This window comes from Gemmatimonadales bacterium, from assembly GCA_036279355.1.
In the GTDB taxonomy this organism is placed as follows: domain Bacteria; phylum Gemmatimonadota; class Gemmatimonadetes; order Gemmatimonadales; family GWC2-71-9; genus DASQPE01.
Genome location: DASUJH010000020.1, coordinates 147047 through 168642 on the forward strand (window position 1 = coordinate 147047; position 21596 = coordinate 168642).

Below are 21596 nucleotides of genomic sequence, written 5' to 3' on the forward strand. Positions count from 1 at the left end.
CGGCGGCTCAGACGGACGCCCCGCCGAGGAGCAGCGCGACCGGCAAGCTACCCAATGCGGAGGCGACGTCCAGACTGCGCGGCCCGAGCGCGATCCGCTCGCCGGTGAGAGCCGAGAGCCAGGGACCGTCGGGCAGGTCCGGGGGGAGGATGAGGCGAGTGCCGGCCCACCAGTCGGCGGGCGGCGGTGCGTAGGCCGGAGATTGGACCGCTCCGGTGATGAGCCGCGGCACCAGCGTGATTGCCGCGGCTCCCGCTCCGGCGGCGCCGTCCACGTCCCCCGCGGTGCGGCGGAGAAACGCGAACACGTGGCCTGCGCGCGGCCCCGCCGCCGTGAGCGGCTCATAGCCCGCGTCGGCGAAGAGCGCGGGTGCCCACCGGCGTGCCTCCAGCGCGCGCCACGTCACGTGCAACTTGATCCGCCCATCCTCCGGGCCGGCCATCATTTCTCGCAGTAGCCCATCCCGCTCGTCATGCTGCTCGAAGCGCGCCGCGAGCCCATCCAGCAGCCCACGTCGCAGGGCAAAATCCACCGGCCGGCGGTTGTCCGGATCCACCAGCAGAAAGTTCCACAGCTCGTCGCCCTGATAGAGATCGGGGTTGCCGGGTGCGGTGAGCTGGATGAGCGTGCGGGCGAGACCGATCCACATCGCGGGCCGCGCCACCCGGCGCACAAAGTGCACGAGATCCGGCAGGAACGTGCCGGGGCCCTGGTCGGATCGCGAGGGAGAGAGCATGCCCTCGATGTACCGGTCGAGCGCCGCCTCGTATTCCGGGTCCGGCTCGACCCAGCTCGTATGCGTCTTCGCCTCGCGCGCGGCCTTGCGCGCGTAGTCGGCGATGCGACCGCGAAACTCCGCGAGCGCACGGGGGTCGGGTGTGGCCACCGCATCGAATCCGTGCGGCACCGGGGGCAACAGCTCGAGCGGCCACGCGCCGACCAGCGTCTGGTAGAGCAGCCACTCGGTATTGGCGTCGGGCAGGAGCTGGCCCGCCCCCATCGCGCGGAGCGGCCGGTTCCAGCGCCGCCACCGATAGACGCATTCCTCCCACTCCTCCGCGATCTCGGTGAGCACGTCGAGCCGCGCGCGCACGTCGGCGGACCGTTTGGTGTCGTGGGTGGTCGCGACATTCATCGTGCCCGGCCAACAATGGGCGTGGTGCAGGTTCGCGGCGTGGAGCGCCGCGGCGGCACCCGCGACCGGCGAATCGGGGTCGCCGCCCACCTCGTTGCGGGAGAGGAGCGGCACGTATTCGTAGAACGCGGTATCCTCGACGCCCTTTGCCGCGGCCGGACCGCTCACCTGCTGAAAGCGCTGCACGAATCGGCGGCGCAGACCCTCGTGCTCCGGCGTGCGCATGGCGGGCTCGGTGGCGAGCAGCGCGCCTGCGAGCACCGCGAACGCGGCGGCGGATGCTCGCCCGCGCGCACGCGCCGCGGCCAGCGCCTGCTCGAGCAACGCCAGGTCCTCGCCGGCCGGAACCGGATGTCGCTCGTCGATGTACGTCCGGTACACCGGCAGATAGACGATCGTGTCCACGACGGCGCGGGTCAGCTCGTGCACGGGCACCCGCCCGAGCGGGCGGGCGATGGCCGCGAGGCGGTGCAGCCGCTGGGCGAGTCGGCGCACGCCGGCGGACAGTCCGGACTCGAGCACATGGCGCTTGGCTTCGTGCGCCACTGCCGTGAAGCTCGCATGCCGGCGCACGACGCGGCGGTAGTCGCGCTCGATCTGCGCCGCCCCGTCCGCGTCCAGGAAGAGCGCCTCGAGCTCGTTCAGGTTGCGGTATCCGGTGGTGCCCGCCACCGGCCAGTTGTCGCGCAGCCGCTCGCCGGGCGAGAGGATCTTCTCGACGAAGATCGGCGGATGGCCGGGCCCGTAGTCCGGAAAGGCATGCGCAGCGAGGCGCTCGAGGTAGCCGAGCGGATCGAGCAGCCCGTCCGGGTGATCGATCCGGAATCCGTCGACATATCCGCTGCGGCGCCAGTCGAGCACGAGCGCGTGGGTCTGGGTGAAGACCTGCGGGTCCTCCATGTGGAGCGCGACCAGGTCGTTCACGTCGAAGAAGCGGCGATAATTGATCTCACGCGCCGCACGCCGCCAGTAGACCAGGCGATAGCCCTGTGCCTCGAGCAAGCGGACCATGCGCGCGCCGCCCTCGTCTCCCAGTCCCATCCGCGCGGCGGCGCGCTCGATCCGCCGGCGGACCTCGGGGACGAGCGCGCAGAGTTTCCGCAGGCGCCGGAGCCCCTCCCCGCTCTGCCGGCGCCGGCGGGCGCGGGCCCGTGAGCCGCGCGCGGTGCGGCGCGGGAGCCGGCGCAAGAGCGCGATGATGGCCGCAAGCTCGATCGTGCCGCGGTTGGCAGGACCGAGCTCCGCCTCGCAGGCCTCGAGCGCCGGCTCGAGCACGAGCGGAAAGGTGGACGGATCGAGCGGAAAGCTGTGCTCGAAGTACGTGAGCCGGAGCTCACCGCCACGGAGCGCCACCCGCAACTCGCCGCGCTCGATCACACGCGCGCGCAGATCGCCAAGCACCGGGAGCAGGACCCGGCTGTGCAGCGCGCGCTCGCCCACGCGCCACTCGATGTCGAACCAGCGCGCGTACGGCGACGCGGGTCCGTGCGCGAGCACATGCTCCCAGCGCCAGTTCTCGCTGCTCGCGGCCATGTGGTTGGGCACGATGTCGAGCACCAGTCCCATCGCCCGGTCATGCAGCGCGGCCACCAGCGACTCGAGATCGGCCTCTGCGCCGAGCTCCGGGTCGAGCGCGCCGGGGTCGACCACGTCGTAGCCGTGGGCGCTGCCGGCGCGCGCGTGCAGGATGGGCGACGCGTGGATGTGGGTGACGCCGAGCCGGTCGAGGTAGTCCACCAGCGCGGTGGCCGCGGCGAGCGGGAAGTCAGCCTGGAGCTGGAGCCGGTAGGTCGCGAGGATGCGCGACGGTCCCGGCGCGCGGGTCACCCGGCCTCCCCGTGCCGGAGCAGCATGAGCGAATGCGCGATGAGCATCACCGTTCCGCGCTCTGGCCGGCCGGCACGCCCCGTGGTAAGCACCCCGATCCAGCTGCCGGGCCGCTCAAGCTGCGGCACCGCGAATGGGCGTGAGCGCCCCCCGCCGTTTACGAGAAGGAGGACGGTCTCGCCGGTGAAGAGGCGGCCGTGCTCGTCCAGCTCGTCGGTGGCATGGCCCCGGATCAGCATGCCGAGCAGGTGATTGTGCGGATGCTCCCAATCGGCCTGCGCCATCTCCCGCCCGTCGGGGCGGAGCCAGGTGAGGTCGCGCCCGCGGCCGCCGGCCAGCGGCTCGTGCCGAAAGAACGTGCGCCGGCGGAGGACCGGATTGGCGGCGCGAAGGGCAAGCACCCGGCGGGTGAAGGCGATCAGATCGCGCTCGGCGGACGTGAGGGTCCAGTCGACCCACGTGATTGGGTTGTCCTGACAGTAGGCGTTGTTGTTCCCGCGCTGGGTGCGCCCCAGCTCGTCGCCATGGGACAGCATGGGGACGCCCTGCGAGAAGGCGAGCGTCGCGATCAGGCTGCGGGCCACGCGATCGCGCAGCCGCAGGATCTCGGGCGACTCCGTCGGGCCCTCGACGCCCCAGTTGCGACTCAGGTTGTGATCGGTGCCGTCGCGGTTGTCCTCGCCGTTGGCCTCATTGTGCTTGTCCTCGTAGCTCACGAGGTCGCGCAGCGTGAAGCCGTCGTGGCAGGTGATGAAGTTGACGCTGGCCTGGGGGGAGCGCTGACTCGAGGCATAGAGCTCGCTACTGCCGGCCAGCCGGCTCGCCAGCTCGGGCACCTGGCCCGGGTCGCCGCGCCAGAACGCGCGCGTCGTATCCCGATACTTCCCGTTCCACTCGGACCAGCCGATCGGAAAGCGGCCGATCTGGTACCCGCCGGGCCCGAGATCCCATGGCTCGGCGATGAGCTTCACCTGCGCGAGCACCGGATCCTGGCGCACCACGTCGAAGAACTTGCCGAACGGGTTGAAGTCGTCCGCGTCACGGCCAAGGACCGGGGCCAGGTCGAAGCGGAAGCCGTCGACGTGCATCTCCTGCACCCAATAGCGCAGACTATCCATGACGAGCTGCATGGTGCGCGAATGCTGGAGGTTCAAGGTGTTGCCGCACCCGGTGAAATCGACGTAGCGGCGGGGATTGGCCGGATCCAGCCGGTAATAGGCGAGATTGTCGATGCCACGGAAGCAGAGCGTCGGGCCAAGCTCGTTGCCCTCGGCGGTGTGGTTGTAAACCACGTCGAGCAGCACCTCGATTCCGGCGCGGTGGAACCGCTTCACCATGGACTTGAACTCTGCGACCTGCTGGCCCGCCCGCGCCGTGGCGTAGCGCACGTCGGGCGCGAAGTAGCCGATCGGGTTGTAGCCCCAGTAGTTGGTGAGCCCACGCTCGACCAGCGAGCGTTCCGACACGAAGTGCTGGATCGGAAGCAGGTCCACCGCGGTGATGCCGAGTCCGACGAGATGCTCGACGATCGGGTCGGTGGCGAGCCCGAGATAGGTGCCGCGCAGTTGCTCGGGCACATCCGGGTGCCGCATGCTCATGCCTTTCACATGGCACTCGTAGATTACAGTCCGGTTCCATGGCGTGCGGAGGGGCACGTCCTCGCCCCAGCTGAAGGCCGACTCGATCACCGCGCACTTGGGCATGCCACCGGCGCTGTCGCGGCCGTCGGGCACGAGGTCGGTCTCGGACTGGCCGATGACGTAGCCCGAGAGCGCGTCGCTCCAGCGGATCGTGCCCGCGATGGCGCGCGCATAGGGATCGAGCAGCAGCTTGGCCGGATTGAAGCGGTGACCCCGTTCCGGGTCGTACGGACCGTGGATGCGGTAGCCATAGAGCTGGCCCGGCCGCACGTCGGGGAGATAGGCGTGCCAGACCTGGTCGGTACGCTCGAGCAGCCCGATCCGCTGGGTTTCGCGCGCGTCGTCGGGCTCGGCGAAGAGGCAGAGCTCGACGGCGGTCGCGTGCTCGGAGAAGATGGCGAAGTTGGTGCCCTCGCCGTCCCAGTGGGCACCGAGGACGGAGGGCGAACCGGGCCAGACGCGGATCATGCGGGGGGGACGGCGGCGCGGTGTGATCGCGATTTCACGGGGCGGCATGCCTCCGGGCAACACGGGAGGGGTGGCGCATCGCGGGCGGCATCGGCCGAGCGGGAACAACGTAACGCGATGCCCGGGGAGAGACTCGAACTCTCACGCCGCTTGCGCGACCCGGGATTTTAAGTCCCGTGCGTCTGCCGGTTCCGCCACCCGGGCTCGCCCCAATATACTTCCTGCCGTCCCTTGCAAACCTCGCATCCACCGCGCCCGGAGGTAGCACGATGCCTCGGTTGACGATCGTTGCCGCCCTGCTGCTTGCCGCCCCGTGTGCGCCCCTCCCGGCACAGAACAAGGCCGCCAAGCACGACCGCAGCATCATCGCGGCGGACGAGATCGCCGCGGCGCAGGTGAGCAACGCATACGACGCCGTCGCCAGGCTGCGTCCCTACTTCCTGCGCCGGGGCGAGCGCGCGATCACGGCGGGCGGCAGCAACCGCCCTCGTGGAGAACAGATGTACAGCGATGGCGATCCCACGTCCGGCTCGTCGGACAACGTCGGGGTCCGGGTGCTCGTCGACGGCAACGACGTCGGCGGCCCGGAAGAGCTCAAGCGCATGGCCGCGAACACGGTCGGCGAGATCCGCTATATCAGTGGCCCCGACGCTGAGCAGCGCTACGGCTCGCGATTCGCGGCGGGCGCCATCGAAGTCAGATTCAAGTAGCAGCCGTGCGACTTACCCTCCTCACTGCAGCGTTGCTCGCGGCGCCCCTCGCCGCGTGCGGCGCCCAGGGCGCGCCCGGGTCGGCCGCGCCTGAGTCGGCGCCTCCCGCGCCGCTCGCCGCGCTGGCCGAACGCTTCTGGGCGTGGCGCGCCGATGCGCAACCGATCACCGGCGACGACATCCCCCGCATCGACCGCTCGCCCGATTGGTTGCCCGACTGGTCGGGCCCCGCGGTGGCCGCGCGGCGCGATTCGGCGCGCGTGTTCGAGGGCGAATGGCGCCGGATCGATACGGCCGGATGGAGCCGCCACGCGCAGGTCGACTACCGGCTCATGGGCTCGGCGCTCGCGCGGGTGGGATGGGAGCTGGACATCAACCGCGGCTGGCAGCGGAATCCGGTCTTCTACCTGGAGCAGACGATCGGCTCCCTCCATGACCTGCTGCGCGCGCCGCCACCATTCGATTCGGTGCGCACCCGCGCAATTGTGCGCCGGGTCGAGCGCATCCCGCAAACCCTCACCGAAGGCCGAGCCAACCTCACGCAGGCGGTGCGGCCCTTCGCCCAGCTTGCCATCGATGCGTTGGCCGACGTCCGGCCCAGCCTCGAAACGGTCGAGCGCGAGCTGGCACCGCAGCTCACCGGCCCCGATGCGGCGCGCTGGCACGCGGCCGTCGCGGCGGCCATCCCGGCGCTCGAGGCGTATCGGGCATGGCTCCAGCAGCGTGCGCCCACGATGTCGGAGCAGACCGCCGTCGGCCGCGAGGCATACATCGGGTTCCTGCGCCTCGTCGCGGTCGTGCCGTACACGCCGGAACAACTGATCGCGATGGGGCGGCGCGACTGGGAGCGCGCCGCCTCCTTCGAGACCTACGAGCGCGAGCGGAACCGCGGCCTGCCGGAGCTGCCGTTGTACCCCGACGCCGCCGCACAGATGGCGGCCGAAGCGGCCGACGAGGCGCGGGCGCGCCAGTTCGTGAGCGTCCACGGCATTCTCACCGTGCCGGCGTGGCTCGAGCACTACCGCGTGATGCCAATGCCGTCGTACCTGGCGCCGCTCGCGGACTGGGGCGTGGACGACGATCTCACCTCGCCCACGCGACTAGACCAGGACGGCGTGAGCTACCGGCCGCCCCCCTCACCGGCGCTCGGGTACTTCTATCTTGCCTCCGCCAAGGACCCGCGGCCGCTGCTGGTGCACGAGGGCATTCCGGGCCACTACATGCAGCTCGCCCTCTCGGGGAAGAACGACGACCCGCTCCGGCGCCACTACTACGACTCGAACTCGAACGAGGGAATCGGCTTCTACGCGGAAGAGATGATGCTGCAGGCGGGATTCTTCGACGACCGGCCGCGGGTGCGCGAAATCATCTACAACTTCATGCGGCTCCGGGCGCTTCGCGTCGAGGTGGACGTGAAGCTCGCGCTGGGCCAGTTCACCATCGCCGATGGCGCGCGCTACCTCGAGACCATGGTGCCGATGGATCACGCCACCGCGCTCTCGGAGGCCGCCTCGTTCGCGGCGACGCCGGGCCAGGGCATCACCTACGACGTGGGCAAGACCCAGATTCTGGGCTTCCTGGCGGACGCGCGGGCAAAGCAGGGCTCGGCGTTCTCGCTTCGCGCCTTCCACGACTATCTCTGGACGAACGGGAACGTGCCGATCGCGCTCCAGCGGTGGGAGATGCTCGGGCTCGACGACGAGGTCGCGGCGCTCGGGCGCTAGCTCGCGCGCCCGCGCCCGGCGCCGCCACTTCCGGCGCCGCGCAGCATCGCCTGCGCATGGCGGCGCGCCGTGTCGCCGTCGGTGTCGCCCAGCATGCGCGCCAGCTCGGCCACGCGGTCCTCACCGTGGATCGTGGCCACGTCGCTCGTGGCGATTCCGCGGCGCGCCTCCTTCGATACGACGAGATGATGGTCCGCCCGCGCGGCGATCTGCGGCAGGTGCGTGATGACCAGGACCTGGTGGCGCGCCGCAACCTCGGCGAGCGCGCTGCCCACCTGCGCCCCGACCTCGCCACCGATGCCCTGATCCACCTCATCGAACACGAGCGTCGCGATGGCGTCGTGCTTCGCGAGTACGACCTTGAGCGCCAGCATGAGGCGCGACAGCTCGCCGCCGGAGGCCACGCGGGCGAGCGGCTTTGCATCGAGCCCCACGTTGAGCTGCACGGTGAGGACGACCGACTCGGCGCCCAGGCGCTCGGGCGCCGGCAGCGGCGTGAGCTCCACGGCGATCCGCCCACCCGGGAGGCCGAGCCGCGGGAGCAACCGGTTCACGGCGCGCGCGAGCTGATCGGCGCCGGCGCGGCGCCGCGCGGTGAGCGCGGAAGCCGCAGCGGTGAGCCCGGCCTGAGCGGCGGCGCGGCGCGCGGCGAGCGCGCGGAGATCGGTGTCCGCGGTGTCGAGCAGGTCCAGCTCGGCGGCGGCTTCGCGGCCGGTCTCGAGCACGGCCTCGAGCGAGGCGCCGTACTTCTGCATCAGCCGGGACAGCACGTCCCGGCGGCGCTCGATTTCGGCCAGGCGCTCCGGATCTTCGTGCGCAGCGTCGGCGTACGCGCCCGCGGTCCGCGCCAGCTCGCTCAGGTTCGCGTACGCGGCATCGAGCATCTCTCGCCACTCACTCGCGACCGGGTCCAGCCGCTCGAGTGCCGCGAGCGCACGATCCGCGGCCGCCACGCGCTCGAGCGCCGATCCATCGCTTTCCTCCAGCGCCTCGGCGATCTGTCGGGCGTGCTCGCCGATGACGCCGGCCTGGCTCAGGCGGCGGGCTTCGAGCCCAAGCGCCTCGTCTTCTCCGGGCCGGAGCCGCGCCGCGTCGATCTCGCGCACGACGTGGCGCAGGTAGTCCGCCCGCCGCCGCACCTCGTCGCGCCGCGCGGCCAGCTCGCTTTCCTGCCGCGTGAGCTCGGCCAGGGCCGCGTACGCCTCCGCGGTAGCGGCGCGCTCCGCCTCGGCATGCGCGAAGGCATCCAGGATGTCCCGCTGCGCATCCGCGTGCAGGAGCGACTGGGTCTCGTGTTGTCCGTGCAGATCCACCAGCAGGGCGCCCAGTCGCCCAAGCACCGTCGCCGTGGTCGGGCTTCCGTTCACCCACGCGCGCGAGCGCCCTTCGGCCGACACCTCGCGCCGCACGATCACCCGGCCGTCCTCCACGTCGAGCCCCAGCTCCTCGACGCCCCGCCGAGCCGCCGAGTCGAGCGCGTCGAACGCGCCTTCGATGACCGCCTTCGCCGCACCGGGACGCACGCTCGACGGATCGGCACGCTCGCCGAGCAACAGGGCCAGCGCGTCGACCAGCATGGACTTGCCCGCGCCGGTCTCCCCGGTGAGCACGTTGAGGCCGGGGCCGAGCTGAAGCGTCACGTCGGCGATGGTGGCGAGGTCGCGCACGCGCAGCTCCGCAATCACCGCGGCGCACTCCTCACCGCTGCACCTCGCGCTCCGACAGGTCGCCCCAGTGCAGCTTCTGCCGCATGCGCGCGAAGAAGCCGTCATGGCTCAGCCGCACGAGGTGGATCGGCTCGTCGGCCCGGCTCACCCGCACCGATTCGCCGCCCGCGAGCGTGCTCCCGGTCTGGCCGTCGAAAGACACGAGCAGATCGTCGCCCCAGCCGTCGATTGGCTCGACCACGATGGTGTACGAGGCGGGCACCACGAGCGGCCGCACGGCGAGGGTATGCGCGCAGATCGGCGTCACCAGCATCGCCTTGACGCCGGGCACCACGATCGGGCCGCCGGCGCTCAGGCTGTACGCCGTCGAGCCGGTCGGCGTCGCGACCACGATGCCGTCGCCGCTGTACGGCCCGACGTTCTCGCCCTCGATGAAGACGTTGACCCGGATGACGCGCGCCACGCCGCCCTTGTGGATGGCCACGTCGTTGAGCGCCGGCTGCGCAGCGCGCACTTCGCCGTCGCGCGCGAGGATCTGCGCCGTGAGGCCCTGCCGCGGCTCGATGATGTAATCGCCGGAAACGAGCGCCGCGAGCGCCTGGTCGAGCGTGGCGAGCGTGGCGGTGGTGAGAAAGCCGACCCGGCCAAGGTTCACGCCGAGGACGCAGGTGCTTCGCGTCCGGAGCATGCGCGCGCCCCGGAGGAGCGTGCCGTCGCCGCCGAACGTGAGCAGGGCGTGGAGCGGCGGCTCTGTGGGCGCTTCGTCGATGTGCGGCAGCGGGCAGGGCCAGAACGGATCCAGCCGCGCCTCGGTGAAGAGCGTGATCCCCCGTGCCGGCGCCTCGCGCGCAACGTGCGCCAGCACCGCGCCGAGGTCGGCGTAGCGCGGGTTGCCGACGACGCCGACGTTCATGGCCCCCCCGCGGTCATCGCGCCTCGAAACTTTCCTCGTGGTGCAGCGCCGTAACCCGCCGCGCGATCCCTTCCGCCGTGAGCCCGAACGCCTCGAGCTGCTCCGCGCGCGGCGCCTGCTCCACCAGGCGGTCGGGCACGCCGAGCGCCACGACGCGCACCTCCGGATGGGTGGTCTGCAACGTCTCGGCAAGGTAGGCGCCGAACCCGTTCACGACGGTGCCTTCTTCGATCGTCACGAGAATCCGGTAGCGCTGCACCAGCGCCTCGAGCATCGCGTCGTCCATCGGCTTCATGAATCGGCAATTGACGACCGCGCAGTCGAGTCCCTCGCCGGCGAGAATGCCGGCCGCGCCGAGTGCAGACCGCACCATCGTGCCGACGGCGAGCAGGGCCACGTCGCTGCCGGTCCGGAGCTGCTCCCAAGTGCCATAGGGCACTGCCGGCACCTCGGCCACCGGGGCCGGTTCGGCGGGCGCCTTGTCGCGGGGATACCGGGTGCAGAAGGGGCCACCCTCATGCGCGAGCGCCGTCTTGAGCAGGGCGATCAGCTCGTCGCCGTCCTTGGGTGCGGTGACCGTCATCCCCGGAATCGCGAGCATGTACGCGATGTCGTAGAGCCCCATGTGGGTCTGGCCGTCTTCACCCACGAGGCCGGCGCGGTCGAGCGCAAAGATCACCGGGAGCTGCTGCACCGCTACGTCGTGGATCACGTTGTCGTACGCGCGCTGGAGAAACGTGCTGTAGATGGCGCAGACGGGGCGCATCCCTTCCGCGGCGAGCCCCCCGGCAAAGGTCACCGCGTGCCCCTCCGCGATACCCACGTCGAAGAAGCGCGCGGGCCACCGCTTCTCGAATACGCTGGTGCCCGTGCCGCTCGGCATCGCCGCGGTGATAGCGACGAGCTCGGGGTGCTCGGCACCGAGCGCCGTGATCGCGTCGCCGAACACCTGGGTCCAGGTGGGCGGACCGCTCGACTTCTTGCGCGCCTCGCCCGTGACCGGGTCGTAGGCCGCGAGCCCGTGCCACTTCTCCCGGTTCGACTCGGCGAAGGCGAACCCCTTGCCCTTCTCCGTGATGACGTGGACCAGGCGCGGGCCGGTCATTCCGCGCACGAACGCGAGCGTCTGGCAAAGTTTGGTCAGGTCGTGGCCGTCGATGGGTCCGAAGTAGCGGAGCCCCAGCTCCTCGAACAGCATCCCCTGCGAGAAGAGATTCTTGGCGCTCTCCTCCACATTCTTGGCGAAGTCGACGACGCCTTCGCCGAGCACGTTGCCGAGGGCGAAGGTGAGGTGCTTCACGTGCTCGCGCAGCGCGTTGGTGCGCGGGTTGGCCACGATACCGCCGAGCATGCGCGCGATTCCGCCCACGTTGGGAGAAATCGACATGCCATTGTCGTTGAGCACGATGATGACATCGCGCGCCGAGTGCCCCGCGTTGTTCATTCCCTCGTAGGAAAGCCCGCAGGTGAGCGCACCGTCGCCCAGGACGGCGACCACCTTGTGAGTCTGCCCCCGGAGATCGCGCGCCGCCGCCATGCCGAGTGCGGCCGAAACCGCGGTGCCGGCGTGGCCCGCGCCGAATTGGTCATGCGGGCTTTCGGCGCGCTTGAGGAAGCCGGAGATCCCGCCCGGCTGGCGCAGCGTGGGAAATTCCGCGTTGCGGCCGGTGAGCAGCTTCCAGGCGTACGCCTGGTGGCCTACATCCCAGACGATGCGGTCGGCGGGCGAGTCGAACTCGTAGAGCAGCGCAACGGCGAGCTCGACCACGCCGAGACTGGCGCCGATGTGGCCGCCGGTGAGCGAGCAGCACTCGATGAGCCGCTCCCGGATCTCGCGCGCAAGCTGTGGGAGCTGCTCCCGCTTGAGGCGTTTGAGGTCCTCCGGATCCCGGATGCCGGCGAGCAAGGACATGGCTCTTCTCCCCTTACGAGCTTCTCGTGACAATATACTGCGCCAGTGAGGCGAGGGAGCCCGCCGCAAGAGCGCCGTCGACCCCCGCGGCGCTGCTGGCACCGAGGCGCGCGAGCGCCCGCTGCACCAGGGACGCCGCTTCCGCGCGCGCGGCGTCCACGCCAAGCAGGCCGACGTAGGTGGACTTGTTCAGCGCGGCGTCACGCCCCGCGGTCTTGCCCAGCGCGTCGCTCGTACCGGTGGCGTCGAGCACGTCGTCGGCGATCTGAAAGGCGAGACCGATGTCCTCGCCGAATCGGCCGAGCGCCGCGAGCGTGGGCGGCGGCGCGGCGGCGGCGAGGCCGCCGAGCATGCACGCCGCGCGGATGAGCGCGCCGGTCTTGCCGCGATGGATGGCCGTGAGCTCCGCGAGATCGAGCGCCCGCCCCTCCGCCGCGAGGTCGCGCCACTGGCCACCCACCATGCCCTCGATGCCGCCGGCCTCGAACAGCTCGACGGCCATGCGCCCAAGGACTTCCTCTCCGAGCCCCAGCTCATCCGCCGCCTCGGCCAGTACGCACGCGGCGACCGGCACGAGGAGATAGCCCGCCCGGGTCGCGACCGGCACGCCGAAGACGCGGTGCGTGGTCGGGCGACCGCGGCGAAGATCGTCGTCGTCCATGCACGGGAGATCGTCGTGCACCAGTGAGTAGGCGTGCACGGTCTCGGCGGCGGCAGCAACGCCCGCCGGGTCGGAGCGCCCACCCGCCGCCCGATACGCACCCAGGACGAGCGCCGCGCGGACCCGCTTGCCCGGGCTCCGAAGCGCGTACGCCACCGCAGCAGCCCCGGGGCCCGGCGCCATGAGCTCGATGCGCGCGGCCCAGCGCTCGAGCCGTGCGTCGGTCGCGGCGCGGGCCTCGGCGAGCAATGCGGTCGCCGGGTCCGTCGCCACCTCAGCCATCGAGATCGGTGAATCGGAGCGAGCCGTCGGCGTCCTCGAGGACCGTGCGGACGGTGAGCTCGGCCGCGGCGAGGCGGGCCCGCGCCTCGCGCAGGCAGGCGACGCCTTCCTCGAAAAGTGCCAGCGCCGCGTCCAGGTCCAGCTCTTCGATCTCGAGCCGGCGCACGATCACCTCGAGACGCGCCAACTGCTCCGCGAGCGAGGGCGGCGGGGGTGGCGCGGTCACGGCCCTATTCGGCCCGCGCCGCGACATCGCCATCGGCGACGCGCAGGCGGAAGGGCCGGGCCGGCGTGAACTCGGCCCTGCGACGGAGCACGCGGCCGTCGGCGCCGAGCGGCACCGCGTATCCGCGGGCGAGCACGCGCAGCGGGCTCAACGCATCGAGTTGTGCGGCGAGGCGGTCGACGCGGTAGCGCTGGCGCTCGAGCGCCTGCTCCGCCGCCGCTTGCAGCCGATCGCCGGTGCGCGCGAGCCGCTCGGCGGCAAAGCGGGTGCGGCGGTCGAGTCCGGCGCTCATGCGGGCGCTCAGGTCAGCCACCTGGCGCGTGACCTCTCGGGCATCGGCCCACGCGAGCTCCGCTGCCGCGGATGGTGTGGCGGCGCGCACGTCGGCAACGAGATCGGCGAGGGTGACATCGATCTCGTGCCCGACTGCCGAGATGGTGGGGACGCACACCGCTGCGAGGGCGCGGCAGACCCGCTCGTCGTTGAAGGCGGCAAGATCGTCCCGCGCGCCGCCGCCGCGGCCCACGATGCAGAGATCGATATCGTCGAGCCGGTTCACGATGCCGAGGGCCGCCACCAGCTCGTCGGCGGCCCCGTCGCCCTGCACGCGCGAGCCCACCACGACGAGCGCGGCGCCCGGCCACCGCTTGCGGGTAACCGTGATGATGTCGCGGAGCGCCGCGCCATCGAGGCTCGTCACCACGGCGGCGGCTCCGGCGAGCGGCGGTACCGGGCGCTTGCGCGCGCGGTCGAATAATCCATCGGCCGCGAGCGCCATGCGGGTGCGCTCGAGCGCGCGCTGCTGCTCGCCCACCGTCGAGGTCGGGATCATCCGGGTGACGACGAGCTGGAACTCCCCCTTTGCCTCGTACATCCCGGGCGCGCCGTAGGCGAACACCTCGGTGCCGTCCGCGGGCGGGCGCCCCGCGCGGGCCGCGTGTGCCCGCCACATGCAGCAGCGCACCTGCGCCCCCGCGTCCCGCAGGGTGAAGTACCAGTGTCCGCTGCTCCACACGCGGCACTGCACGATCTCGCCCCGGACCCAGAGCGGACCCATCTGGCCCTCGATCAAGCCCTTCACCATCGCGGTGAGATCGCCGACCGATAGAACTTCGTCGGCCGGCGTCGCCGCCGGGATCGGCAGTTGCAGCGTCACGCGGCCCGCTGTTGTTGCTGCTGCTCGAATGCCTGCAGCGTATTCTGGAGCAGCATGGCGATGGTCATCCGGCCCACGCCACCCGGCACCGGCGTGATGGCGGAGGCGACCTCGGCCACCGGCGCGAAGGCCACGTCGCCCACGATGCGGTAGCCCCTGGGCTGGCTCGCGTCCTCCACCCGGTTGATGCCCACGTCGATCACGACGGCCCCGGGGCGCACCATGTCGCGGGTGACGAACTCCGGCTTGCCGATGGCGACGATCAGGATGTCGGCCGAGCGGCAGATGGCGGGGAGGTCGCGCGACTTGGAATGGCAGACGGTGACCGTCGCATCCCCGCCCCGGCCCGGCTGAATGAGGAGATTGGCCATCGGCTTGCCCACGATGTTGGAGCGGCCGACGATCACCACATTGGCGCCCTTCGGGTCGATCCCCGAACGGAGCAGCATCTGCTGCACGCCGTAGGGCGTGGCGGGGCGGAGCGCGGTCGGGTCGCCGATCACGAGCTTTCCGGCATTTACCGGATGGAAACCGTCGACGTCCTTGAGGGGGTTCACCCGATTCAGCACCCGCTCGCCATCGATGTGCTTGGGGAGCGGGAGCTGGACCAGGAAGCCGTTGATCCTGGGGTCGGTGTTGAGCCGGTCCACCACGGCGAGCAGCTCGGCCTCGCTCGCGGTCTCAGGCAGCCGCACGGTCTCCGAGTGCATGCCGGCCTCGTCGCACGCCTTGCCTTTGGAGCGGACGTAGACCTGGCTCGCCGCATTCTCGCCCACGAGCACCACGGCAAGCCCGGGCTGGTGCCCGGCAGCGCGGTGCTTCGCCACGGCCGCGGCGACCTCGGCGCGGATGGCGTCGGCGATGGGAACGCCATCGAGAACGCGGGCGGTCATCGGGCAAAATCCACGGCTCGGGTTTCCCGGATCACCACGACCCGGATCTGACCCGGATACTGCAACTCATTCTCGATGCGGCGGGCAATGGCATCCGAGAGCTGCGCGGCCGCGGCATCGTCCACCCGGTCGGGGGTCACGACGACGCGCACCTCGCGCCCCGCCTGGATCACGTTGCTCTTCTCGACGCCAGGAAATCCATTGGCGATTTCTTCGAGGCGAGTGAGCCGCTTCACGTAGCTCTCGAACGCCTCGCGCCGTGCCCCCGGGCGCGAGCCGCTGATCGCGTCTGCCGCCTGGACCAGCACCGACTCCGTGCTCTCGTGCGGCACGTCGTCGTGGTGGGCCTCGATGCAGTTGATCACGGCGGCGCTCTCACCGTACTTGCGGGCGATCTCGACGCCCAGCTCCACGTGGGTGCCTTCGCTGTCGTGCGTGAGCACCTTGCCCACGTCGTGCAGCAGGCCGCCGCGCTTGGCGAGCGCTACGTCGGCGTGCAGCTCCGCCGCCATCATTCCGGCGAGCCATGCGACTTCCTTCGAGTGGTCGAGGATGTTCTGCCCGTACGACGTACGGTAACGCATCCGGCCGATCATGACGATGAGCTCGGGGTGGAGGCCGTGGATGCCGGTGTCGTACGCCGCCTGCTCGCCGAGCTCGACGAGCTGCACCTCCAGCTCGCGGCGGCACCGGGCGACGATCTCCTCGATCCGGCCCGGGTGGATCCTGCCGTCGGTGATGAGCGCCTCGAGCGCGCGGCGCGCCACCTCTCGTCGGATCGGGTCGAAGCAGGAAACGATGACGGTGTCCGGCGTGTCGTCGATGATCACGTCGACGCCGGTCGCGGTTTCGAACGCGCGGATGTTCCGGCCTTCGCGTCCGATGATCCGGCCCTTCATCTCGTCACTCGGGAGCGCCACGGCCGCCACGGTGCTCTCCGCCGTGTGCTCGGCGGCAATCCGCTGGATCGACATGGCGATGATCCGCTTCGCGTCGCGCTCCGCCGTACGGCGGGCCTGCTCCTTGATGTCGCGCACCAGCGCCGCGGCGCCGGCCCGGGCCTCGTCTTCCACCCGCTGCATGATCTCGCGCCGCGCATCGTCGGCCGTGAGCCCCGCAATCCGCTCGAGCCGGGTGCGCTGCTCCTGAACCAGCCGCTCGCTCTCGGCCTCGCGCCCGCGCAGCTCGTGCTCCCGCGCGGCGAGCGCCTGCTCCTGGACCCGGAGCCCGCGCTCCTGGCCCGCCACCTCCTCCAGCTTCCGCTCGAGCGCGCGGCCGCGGTCTTCCACCCGACGCTCGGCCCGCTCCCATTCCTCGCGACGCCGCGCCACTTCGCGGTCAAGCTCTTCGCGCACCTTGAGCGCGTCCATCTTGCCCGCCATGATGCCGGACTGCCGCGCCGCTTCCGCCTGGCGCTCGGCGTCGCGCTCCGCGTCGCCGCGGAGCCGCGCCGCGTTGGCCTCCGCCGCCGCGACGATCGCGGCCGCTTCGCGCCGCCGCCGATTCACGTGCGCGGCGCCGAGCGCGGCCGCGACCGCGAGCCCCACGACAAGGCCAATCGCGCCGAGCAGCAGCGGGTTCACTCGGCCGCCGCCACCGAGCCGCTGGCGCGGCTCCCTCGTTTGGCCGGCGGGAGCAGCCGCACCAGGTCATCGGCAATGCCGGAGATCCGCTGCGCGATGTCCCGGTCGCCCCGGCGCGCCTGGAACAGTTCGTCGGTGATGGCGAGCGCGGCGAGGATGGCGGCCTTGTGGGTCTCGACGCTCGGCAGCATGTCCCGCACCCGCTTGAGCGCCGCGTCGAGATAGGCCGCGACCTCCCTGGTGTACTCGGGCGGCAGTTCGGAGCGTACGGTGAATTCCTCGCCGCCGATCGTCACCTTGACCGCGTTCTTGGCTCCGGTCACGAGGGCGAGCCTCCCTGCTCGAGAAAGGCGAGCCGCGCGGCAAGCGCGCGCACCCGCTCCTTGGCCGCGTCGATCCGGTCGCGCAGCGCCTGATTCTCCCGCTCCAGCTCGGCCACGCGCTGGCGCGCGCCGCTCAGCTCGGGGCCCTGATACACCCCGCCGCGCGCACGGACCTCCTGCAGCTCCGCCTCCGCCTTGAGCGATCGCCGCCGCCACCCGGCCACCTCGGTGCCCAGGTTGCGCAGCAACTCCTCCAGCTCGGTCAACGCCTTCAAGTCGGGTCGCTCGTAGGTGTAGGCCACGGTCAGTCTCCCGGGGAGGGCATCGAGGCCGCATCGCGCCGCCGCACGCCGAGCCGCTGCTCGAGGACGCCAAGCAACTGCCGCTCGGCCGCATCCACCTCGCTGTCGCGCAGCGTGCGGTCAGCCGCGCGGAAGGTCAACCGGAACGCCACGCTGCGCAACGCGGCTGCCCCCTGCGGCCGGTACTCGTCGCGCACCGCCACGTGCGCCAGCAGCGGATTGCCCACGCCCTCGAGGACGCGGCGCACCGCCTCGGCCGTGACGGTGTCGGGAAGCAACAGCGCGAAATCGCGCGCGGACGACGGGGTGGACGGCAGGCTGCGGAAACGGGTCGGCGCGCGAGCCGTCGGGTCGAGCTCGATCTCGAGCCCGAAGACCGGTGCTGCCCACGGCGGCGCATCCGCCTCGAGCGCCGCGGCGCGCCCCACGACCCGACCATCACCGGCCACCGCAACCCATGAGTCGCCCTCAACTTGTATCGAGGCCACGGGATTTGCCAGAGCGGCTGCGGCCTCGAAGAGACCTTTGAGATCCCAGCGGTCGTAGTCGTCGCGTCCCGTGCCGGTCCAGTGCCTCGGCGCTCGCGCGCCGGTCACGATAGCCGCGACGTGCCGCGACTCGATCGGACGCCCCGCGGCAGCGCGGAACACGGTGCCCACCTCGAAGAGGCGGACGTCGCGGGCGTGGCAAGCCCAGTTGGCTTCCACGGCGCGCACGAGCCCGGGCAGCAGCGCCTGGCGCAGGTGCGCGTCCGTGGCGGAAAGCGGATTGCGGAGCCGCACAGCGTCCGGGCCCCTGTCGGGCACCATGGGCAGACCCATGGTTTCGAGCAGCCCCTGGGCGGCGAGCCCGCGGCGCACGTGCGAGGCGGCCCGCTCGATCGGTGCGTCGGCCAGCGAGCCCACGCGGAAGCGCCGCAGCTCGACGGGGAAGTTGTCGTACCCGTGGAGGCGGGCGATCTCCTCGATGAGGTCGATCTCCTCGCGCAGATCCGGGCGCCACCCGGGCACCTCGACGGCGAGGCGGCCGTCCTCCGGCTTGGCAAGCGCCGTGGCGCCGACGGCGCCGAGATGGCGCTCGATCGCGCTCCAGGGAAGCTCGACGCCCAGCACCTGCGCCACGCGCGCGGGGCGGAGAAAGATGCGCGGCGGATGAGACGGTTCCGGCCAGAGGTCCACGGGCGCGTCGGCCAGGGTGCCGCCCGCCGTTGCGAGCACCAGCTCGATGCAGCGGCGCATCGCTTCGGCGCCGCCCCAGAGATCGACCCCCCGCTCGAAGCGGTAGCTCGCCTCGCTGGCGAGGCCAAGCACCCCACGGGTGCGGCGAATGCGCGCGGGCGTCCACCACGCCGCCTCCAGCAGCACCTCGGTGGTTTCCGCCCGCACCTCCGTCCCGGCGCCACCCATCACCCCCGCGATACCGATCGGCTCCGCGGCGTCGGCGATGATCGTCATCTCGGCGTCGAGCGCGCGGCGCTGGCCATCCAGCGTCACCAGCGCCTCGCCGGGCGACGCGCGCCGCACGGTGAGTGCGGGCCCGGCGACGCGCGCCGCATCGTACGCGTGCATCGGATGGCCCAGCTCGAGCATGACGTAGTTGGTGGCGTCGACCACGTTGTTGATCGCGCGCACGCCCACCGCCTCCAGCCGCTGCGCGAGCCATGAGGGCGACGGCGCGATGCGGACGCCACGGATGAGTGCCGCGTGGAACCGCCGGCAGCCCTCGAGATCTTCGAGAGACACGGACACGCCGCGCTCATTCCGAGCGGCGCCCAGGGAACCCACGGCTCCGACTCGGCGCGCGGGCGGAATGTCGAGCGTCTCGGCGCCGGGCACGAGCGGCAGCCGGAACGGCGTACCGTACGCGGCGGCCAACTCGCGGGCGATGCCCTTGTGGCCCAGCAGGTCCGGGCGGTTCGGGGAGACGTCCACCACCAGCCGATCGTCGCCGATCGGAAGCGCCTCGAGGAGCGCCGTTCCCGGCGCCGCCGCCGTCTCCAGCTCCAGCAGACCGTCGTGATCCTGACCCAGACCCAGCTCGCGCGCCGAGCACAGCATCCCTTCGGACAGCTCGCCGCGGATCCTGGCGCGCTCGAGCCGCATGGGGGCGCCACCCTTGCCGGCCGGCACCGTCGCTCCCACCGGCGCGAACGGATACTTTTTCCCCGCCGTCACGTTCGGCGCGCCGCACACCACGGTGCGCCGCTCCGGCGAGCCGTCGTTCACGACGCAGAGCCGGAGCCGGTCAGCGTTCGGATGCGGGCGCACCGCCTCGACCAGCGCGACGCGAATGTCGCGCAGCCCGCCGCCGAGGGTCTCGATGGCATCGACCGGCGCGCCGAGCATGGCGAGCCGGCTCGCCACGTCCTGCGCCGCCAGCGGGCGCCGCAGGAACTCCTCGAGCCACCGCCGCGACACGTTCACGCGCCGCCCTGCCCCGTGCCCGCGGCCACGAACTGCTCGAGGAACCGCATGTCGCCCTCGTAGAGCAGCCTGATGTCGGGCACGTCGTACCGAAGCAGCGCGATCCGCTGCGGCCCCATGCCGAAGGCGAAGCCGGTGTACCGCTCGGCGTCGAGCCCCGCGTTCCGCAGCACCGCGGGATGCACCATGCCGCAGCCGAGGATCTCCATCCACCCCGTGCCCTTGCAGGTGGGGCAGCCCGCCCCATGGCAGAGCTGGCACTCGACATCCATCTCGGCCGAGGGCTCGGTGAATGGGAAGTACGAGGGCCGGAACCGCACGGCGGTCGAGGACGAGAAGAAACGCTGGGCGAAATGCGCCAGCGTCGCCTTGAGATCCACGAACGAGATGCCGTCGTCCACCGCGAGGCCCTCGATCTGGAGGAACGCCGGTGCGTGCGACGGATCGAACGGATCGTTGCGGTAGACGACGCCGGGCATCACCACCCGGATGGGCGGCGCGCTCGCAAGCATCGTCCGGATCTGGACCGGCGACGTGTGCGTGCGAAGGAGCAGCCGACCGCCCGCCGGCGACTCTTCGACCGGAGGCGCGTCGAGATAGAGCGTATCGTGCAGGTCCATCGCCGGATGGTCTGCCGGGAAATTGAGCGCACCGAAGTTGTACCAGTCGGTCTCGACTTCGGGCCCCACGACGACGGCAAAACCCAGCGCGCGGAAAATGGCGAGGATTTCGTCCACCACGGCGGTGACGGGGTGCTCGGCCCCGATCCAGCGATGGCGCGCGGGCATTGTGAGGTCGGCGGCGGCAGCGGGCGCGGCGCCGGCCGCCAGGGCTGCGCTCCGCGCCGCGATGGCGGCCTCGGCCTCCGCCTTGAGCCGATTCACCGCAGCGCCGTACTGCTTCCGCTCCTCGATCGGGAGCGATGGCAGCGTCTGGAGCAGCCGGTTGAACGCGCCCGCTTTCCGGCCGAGGAGCGAAATCTTCTCGGCCTCGAGCTCGGCGGCGTCGAGGGCGGCGATCCGCTCGAGCCTGGGCACGAGCGCGTCGAGCTCGGGGTGTCGGGACTGGTCGGCCATGGATATCCGAAAATAAGGGTCGCCCGCACCGGTGCGAGCGACCCCGCGTGACGTTGGGGTGGCTGACTGCGGGCGGCAGCCGCCGCCCGGAGCGTGCCCGCTAGACGCCCGCGTGTTCCTGCGTCTTGGCGATCTCCGCGATCCGGCCGAACGCCTCCGGGTCGCGCACCGCGAGGTCGGCCAGCACCTTCCGATTGATCTCGACGCCCGCGCGCCGGAGGCCGGCCATGAGCCGGCTGTAGGTCAGGCCATGGAGGCGGGCGGCGGCGTTGATGCGGGTGATCCAGAGCGCGCGAAACTCGCCCTTCCGCTTGCGCCGGTCGCGGTAGGCGTAGCGCATGCCGCGCTCCACCGTCTCCTTGGCCGACTTGTACAGCTTGCTCCGGGCGCCGCGGGCGCCCTTGGCGGCTTCCATGTACTTCTTCTTGCGCGCGTGATGCGCGACGCCGTTCTTGACACGCGGCATGGTATCCTCAGGCCTGAAGGAGGCGGTTGACGCGGCGAAAGTCCGCGGAGCTCACCAGCGCTTCCTTCTTAAGCTTGTTCTTCCGCTTCCGCGACTTCTTGGTCAGGATGTGCGTGTGGTTGGCATGCCCGCGCAGGAGCTTGCCTGACCCTGTCCTGGTAAACCGCTTCATGGCGGCACGTTTGGTCTTTTGCTTTGGCATCTGCATT

18 protein-coding genes and 1 tRNA gene are annotated in these 21596 nt (G+C 71.4%); 2 read left to right on the top strand and 17 right to left on the bottom strand.

From position 1 onward, the window contains the following. Nucleotides 1–7: 7 nt before the first annotated feature. The 3 genes from treY to VFW66_05025 form a co-directional block, all read right to left on the bottom strand. Nucleotides 8–2962 carry a malto-oligosyltrehalose synthase gene (treY, locus tag VFW66_05015; protein ID HEX5386042.1) on the bottom strand — a complete coding sequence of 985 codons (2955 nt, stop codon included), beginning with the start codon at nt 2960–2962 and terminating at the stop codon, nt 8–10. Next, on the bottom strand, nt 2959–5070 hold the full coding sequence (gene glgX, locus VFW66_05020) for a glycogen debranching protein GlgX (GenBank protein ID HEX5386043.1): 2112 nt from the start codon (nt 5068–5070) through the stop codon (nt 2959–2961). Before glgX ends, treY begins: the two co-directional genes overlap by 4 nt. 118 nt (nt 5071–5188) lie before the next feature. Beyond that, nucleotides 5189–5274, bottom strand: a tRNA-Leu gene (locus VFW66_05025). 65 nt (nt 5275–5339) lie between these two features. Between VFW66_05025 and VFW66_05030 the strand changes: the two genes are divergently transcribed. Both VFW66_05030 and VFW66_05035 read left to right on the top strand, forming a co-directional pair. Beyond that, entirely contained in the window at nt 5340–5780 is a 441-nt protein-coding gene (locus VFW66_05030; protein HEX5386044.1) for a hypothetical protein, read from the top strand. Between the two features lie 5 nt (nt 5781–5785). Continuing rightward, nucleotides 5786–7504 carry a DUF885 family protein gene (locus tag VFW66_05035; protein HEX5386045.1) on the top strand — a complete coding sequence of 573 codons (1719 nt, stop codon included), beginning with the start codon at nt 5786–5788 and terminating at the stop codon, nt 7502–7504. Here the strand turns inward: VFW66_05035 and recN are convergent. From recN to rpmI, 14 genes are all read right to left on the bottom strand, one after another. Next, a complete protein-coding gene (gene recN / locus VFW66_05040; protein HEX5386046.1) occupies nt 7501–9189 on the bottom strand; it encodes a DNA repair protein RecN in 1689 nt (562 codons plus the stop codon). The two genes, VFW66_05035 and recN, sit on opposite strands and share 4 nt — an antisense overlap. 13 nt (nt 9190–9202) lie before the next feature. Then, entirely contained in the window at nt 9203–10084 is an 882-nt protein-coding gene (locus VFW66_05045; GenBank protein HEX5386047.1) for an NAD(+)/NADH kinase, read from the bottom strand. Between the two features lie 13 nt (nt 10085–10097). Next, the gene (dxs, locus tag VFW66_05050; protein HEX5386048.1) at nt 10098–11996 is read right to left on the bottom strand and encodes a 1-deoxy-D-xylulose-5-phosphate synthase; all 1899 of its coding nucleotides are present in this window, start codon (nt 11994–11996) and stop codon (nt 10098–10100) included. 13 nt (nt 11997–12009) lie between these two features. Then, nucleotides 12010–12939 (bottom strand): polyprenyl synthetase family protein, encoded by a 930-nt coding sequence (locus tag VFW66_05055; GenBank protein HEX5386049.1) that lies wholly within the window; start codon nt 12937–12939, stop codon nt 12010–12012. Beyond that, nucleotides 12932–13165 carry an exodeoxyribonuclease VII small subunit gene (gene xseB / locus VFW66_05060; protein ID HEX5386050.1) on the bottom strand — a complete coding sequence of 78 codons (234 nt, stop codon included), beginning with the start codon at nt 13163–13165 and terminating at the stop codon, nt 12932–12934. The genes VFW66_05055 and xseB overlap by 8 nt, the downstream gene beginning before the upstream one ends. A gap of 4 nt (nt 13166–13169) precedes the next feature. Next, complete coding sequence (xseA, locus tag VFW66_05065) at nt 13170–14321, bottom strand: exodeoxyribonuclease VII large subunit (GenBank protein HEX5386051.1); 1152 nt, start codon at nt 14319–14321, stop codon at nt 13170–13172. Further along, on the bottom strand, nt 14318–15214 hold the full coding sequence (gene folD, locus VFW66_05070) for a bifunctional methylenetetrahydrofolate dehydrogenase/methenyltetrahydrofolate cyclohydrolase FolD (GenBank protein HEX5386052.1): 897 nt from the start codon (nt 15212–15214) through the stop codon (nt 14318–14320). Before folD ends, xseA begins: the two co-directional genes overlap by 4 nt. Then, a complete protein-coding gene (rny, locus tag VFW66_05075) occupies nt 15211–16797 on the bottom strand; it encodes a ribonuclease Y (protein HEX5386053.1) in 1587 nt (528 codons plus the stop codon). Before rny ends, folD begins: the two co-directional genes overlap by 4 nt. Beyond that, nucleotides 16794–17120, bottom strand: coding sequence for a cell division protein ZapA (locus tag VFW66_05080; GenBank protein ID HEX5386054.1), 327 nt, complete (start codon nt 17118–17120; stop codon nt 16794–16796). The genes rny and VFW66_05080 overlap by 4 nt, the downstream gene beginning before the upstream one ends. Next, nucleotides 17117–17422, bottom strand: a complete 306-nt coding sequence (locus tag VFW66_05085) for a hypothetical protein (protein ID HEX5386055.1) — start codon at nt 17420–17422, stop codon at nt 17117–17119. Before VFW66_05085 ends, VFW66_05080 begins: the two co-directional genes overlap by 4 nt. Nucleotides 17423–17424: 2 nt before the next feature. Then, nucleotides 17425–19845, bottom strand: a complete 2421-nt coding sequence (pheT, locus tag VFW66_05090) for a phenylalanine--tRNA ligase subunit beta (GenBank protein ID HEX5386056.1) — start codon at nt 19843–19845, stop codon at nt 17425–17427. Next, nucleotides 19842–20921 (bottom strand): phenylalanine--tRNA ligase subunit alpha, encoded by a 1080-nt coding sequence (gene pheS, locus VFW66_05095; GenBank protein HEX5386057.1) that lies wholly within the window; start codon nt 20919–20921, stop codon nt 19842–19844. Before pheS ends, pheT begins: the two co-directional genes overlap by 4 nt. A gap of 100 nt (nt 20922–21021) precedes the next feature. Beyond that, nucleotides 21022–21387 carry a 50S ribosomal protein L20 gene (gene rplT, locus VFW66_05100; GenBank protein ID HEX5386058.1) on the bottom strand — a complete coding sequence of 122 codons (366 nt, stop codon included), beginning with the start codon at nt 21385–21387 and terminating at the stop codon, nt 21022–21024. A 7-nt stretch (nt 21388–21394) separates the two neighbouring features. Continuing rightward, a complete protein-coding gene (rpmI, locus tag VFW66_05105) occupies nt 21395–21589 on the bottom strand; it encodes a 50S ribosomal protein L35 (protein ID HEX5386059.1) in 195 nt (64 codons plus the stop codon). Nucleotides 21590–21596 lie beyond the last annotated feature (7 nt).

What these genes read in the sequence shown, in the direction of transcription:
- glgX (HEX5386043.1), bottom strand. Translation starts at nt 5,070, where the DNA reads ATGATCCGCGTCTGGCCCGGTTCGCCCTCCGTCCTCGGTGCCCACTGG.
- VFW66_05030 (HEX5386044.1), top strand. Translation starts at nt 5,340, where the DNA reads ATGCCTCGGTTGACGATCGTTGCCGCCCTGCTGCTTGCCGCCCCGTGT.
- VFW66_05045 (HEX5386047.1), bottom strand. Translation starts at nt 10,084, where the DNA reads ATGAACGTCGGCGTCGTCGGCAACCCGCGCTACGCCGACCTCGGCGCG.
- dxs (HEX5386048.1), bottom strand. Translation starts at nt 11,996, where the DNA reads ATGTCCTTGCTCGCCGGCATCCGGGATCCGGAGGACCTCAAACGCCTC.
- VFW66_05055 (HEX5386049.1), bottom strand. Translation starts at nt 12,939, where the DNA reads ATGGCTGAGGTGGCGACGGACCCGGCGACCGCATTGCTCGCCGAGGCC.
- folD (HEX5386052.1), bottom strand. Translation starts at nt 15,214, where the DNA reads ATGACCGCCCGCGTTCTCGATGGCGTTCCCATCGCCGACGCCATCCGC.
- pheS (HEX5386057.1), bottom strand. Translation starts at nt 20,921, where the DNA reads ATGGCCGACCAGTCCCGACACCCCGAGCTCGACGCGCTCGTGCCCAGG.
- rplT (HEX5386058.1), bottom strand. Translation starts at nt 21,387, where the DNA reads ATGCCGCGTGTCAAGAACGGCGTCGCGCATCACGCGCGCAAGAAGAAG.
- rpmI (HEX5386059.1), bottom strand. Translation starts at nt 21,589, where the DNA reads ATGCCAAAGCAAAAGACCAAACGTGCCGCCATGAAGCGGTTTACCAGG.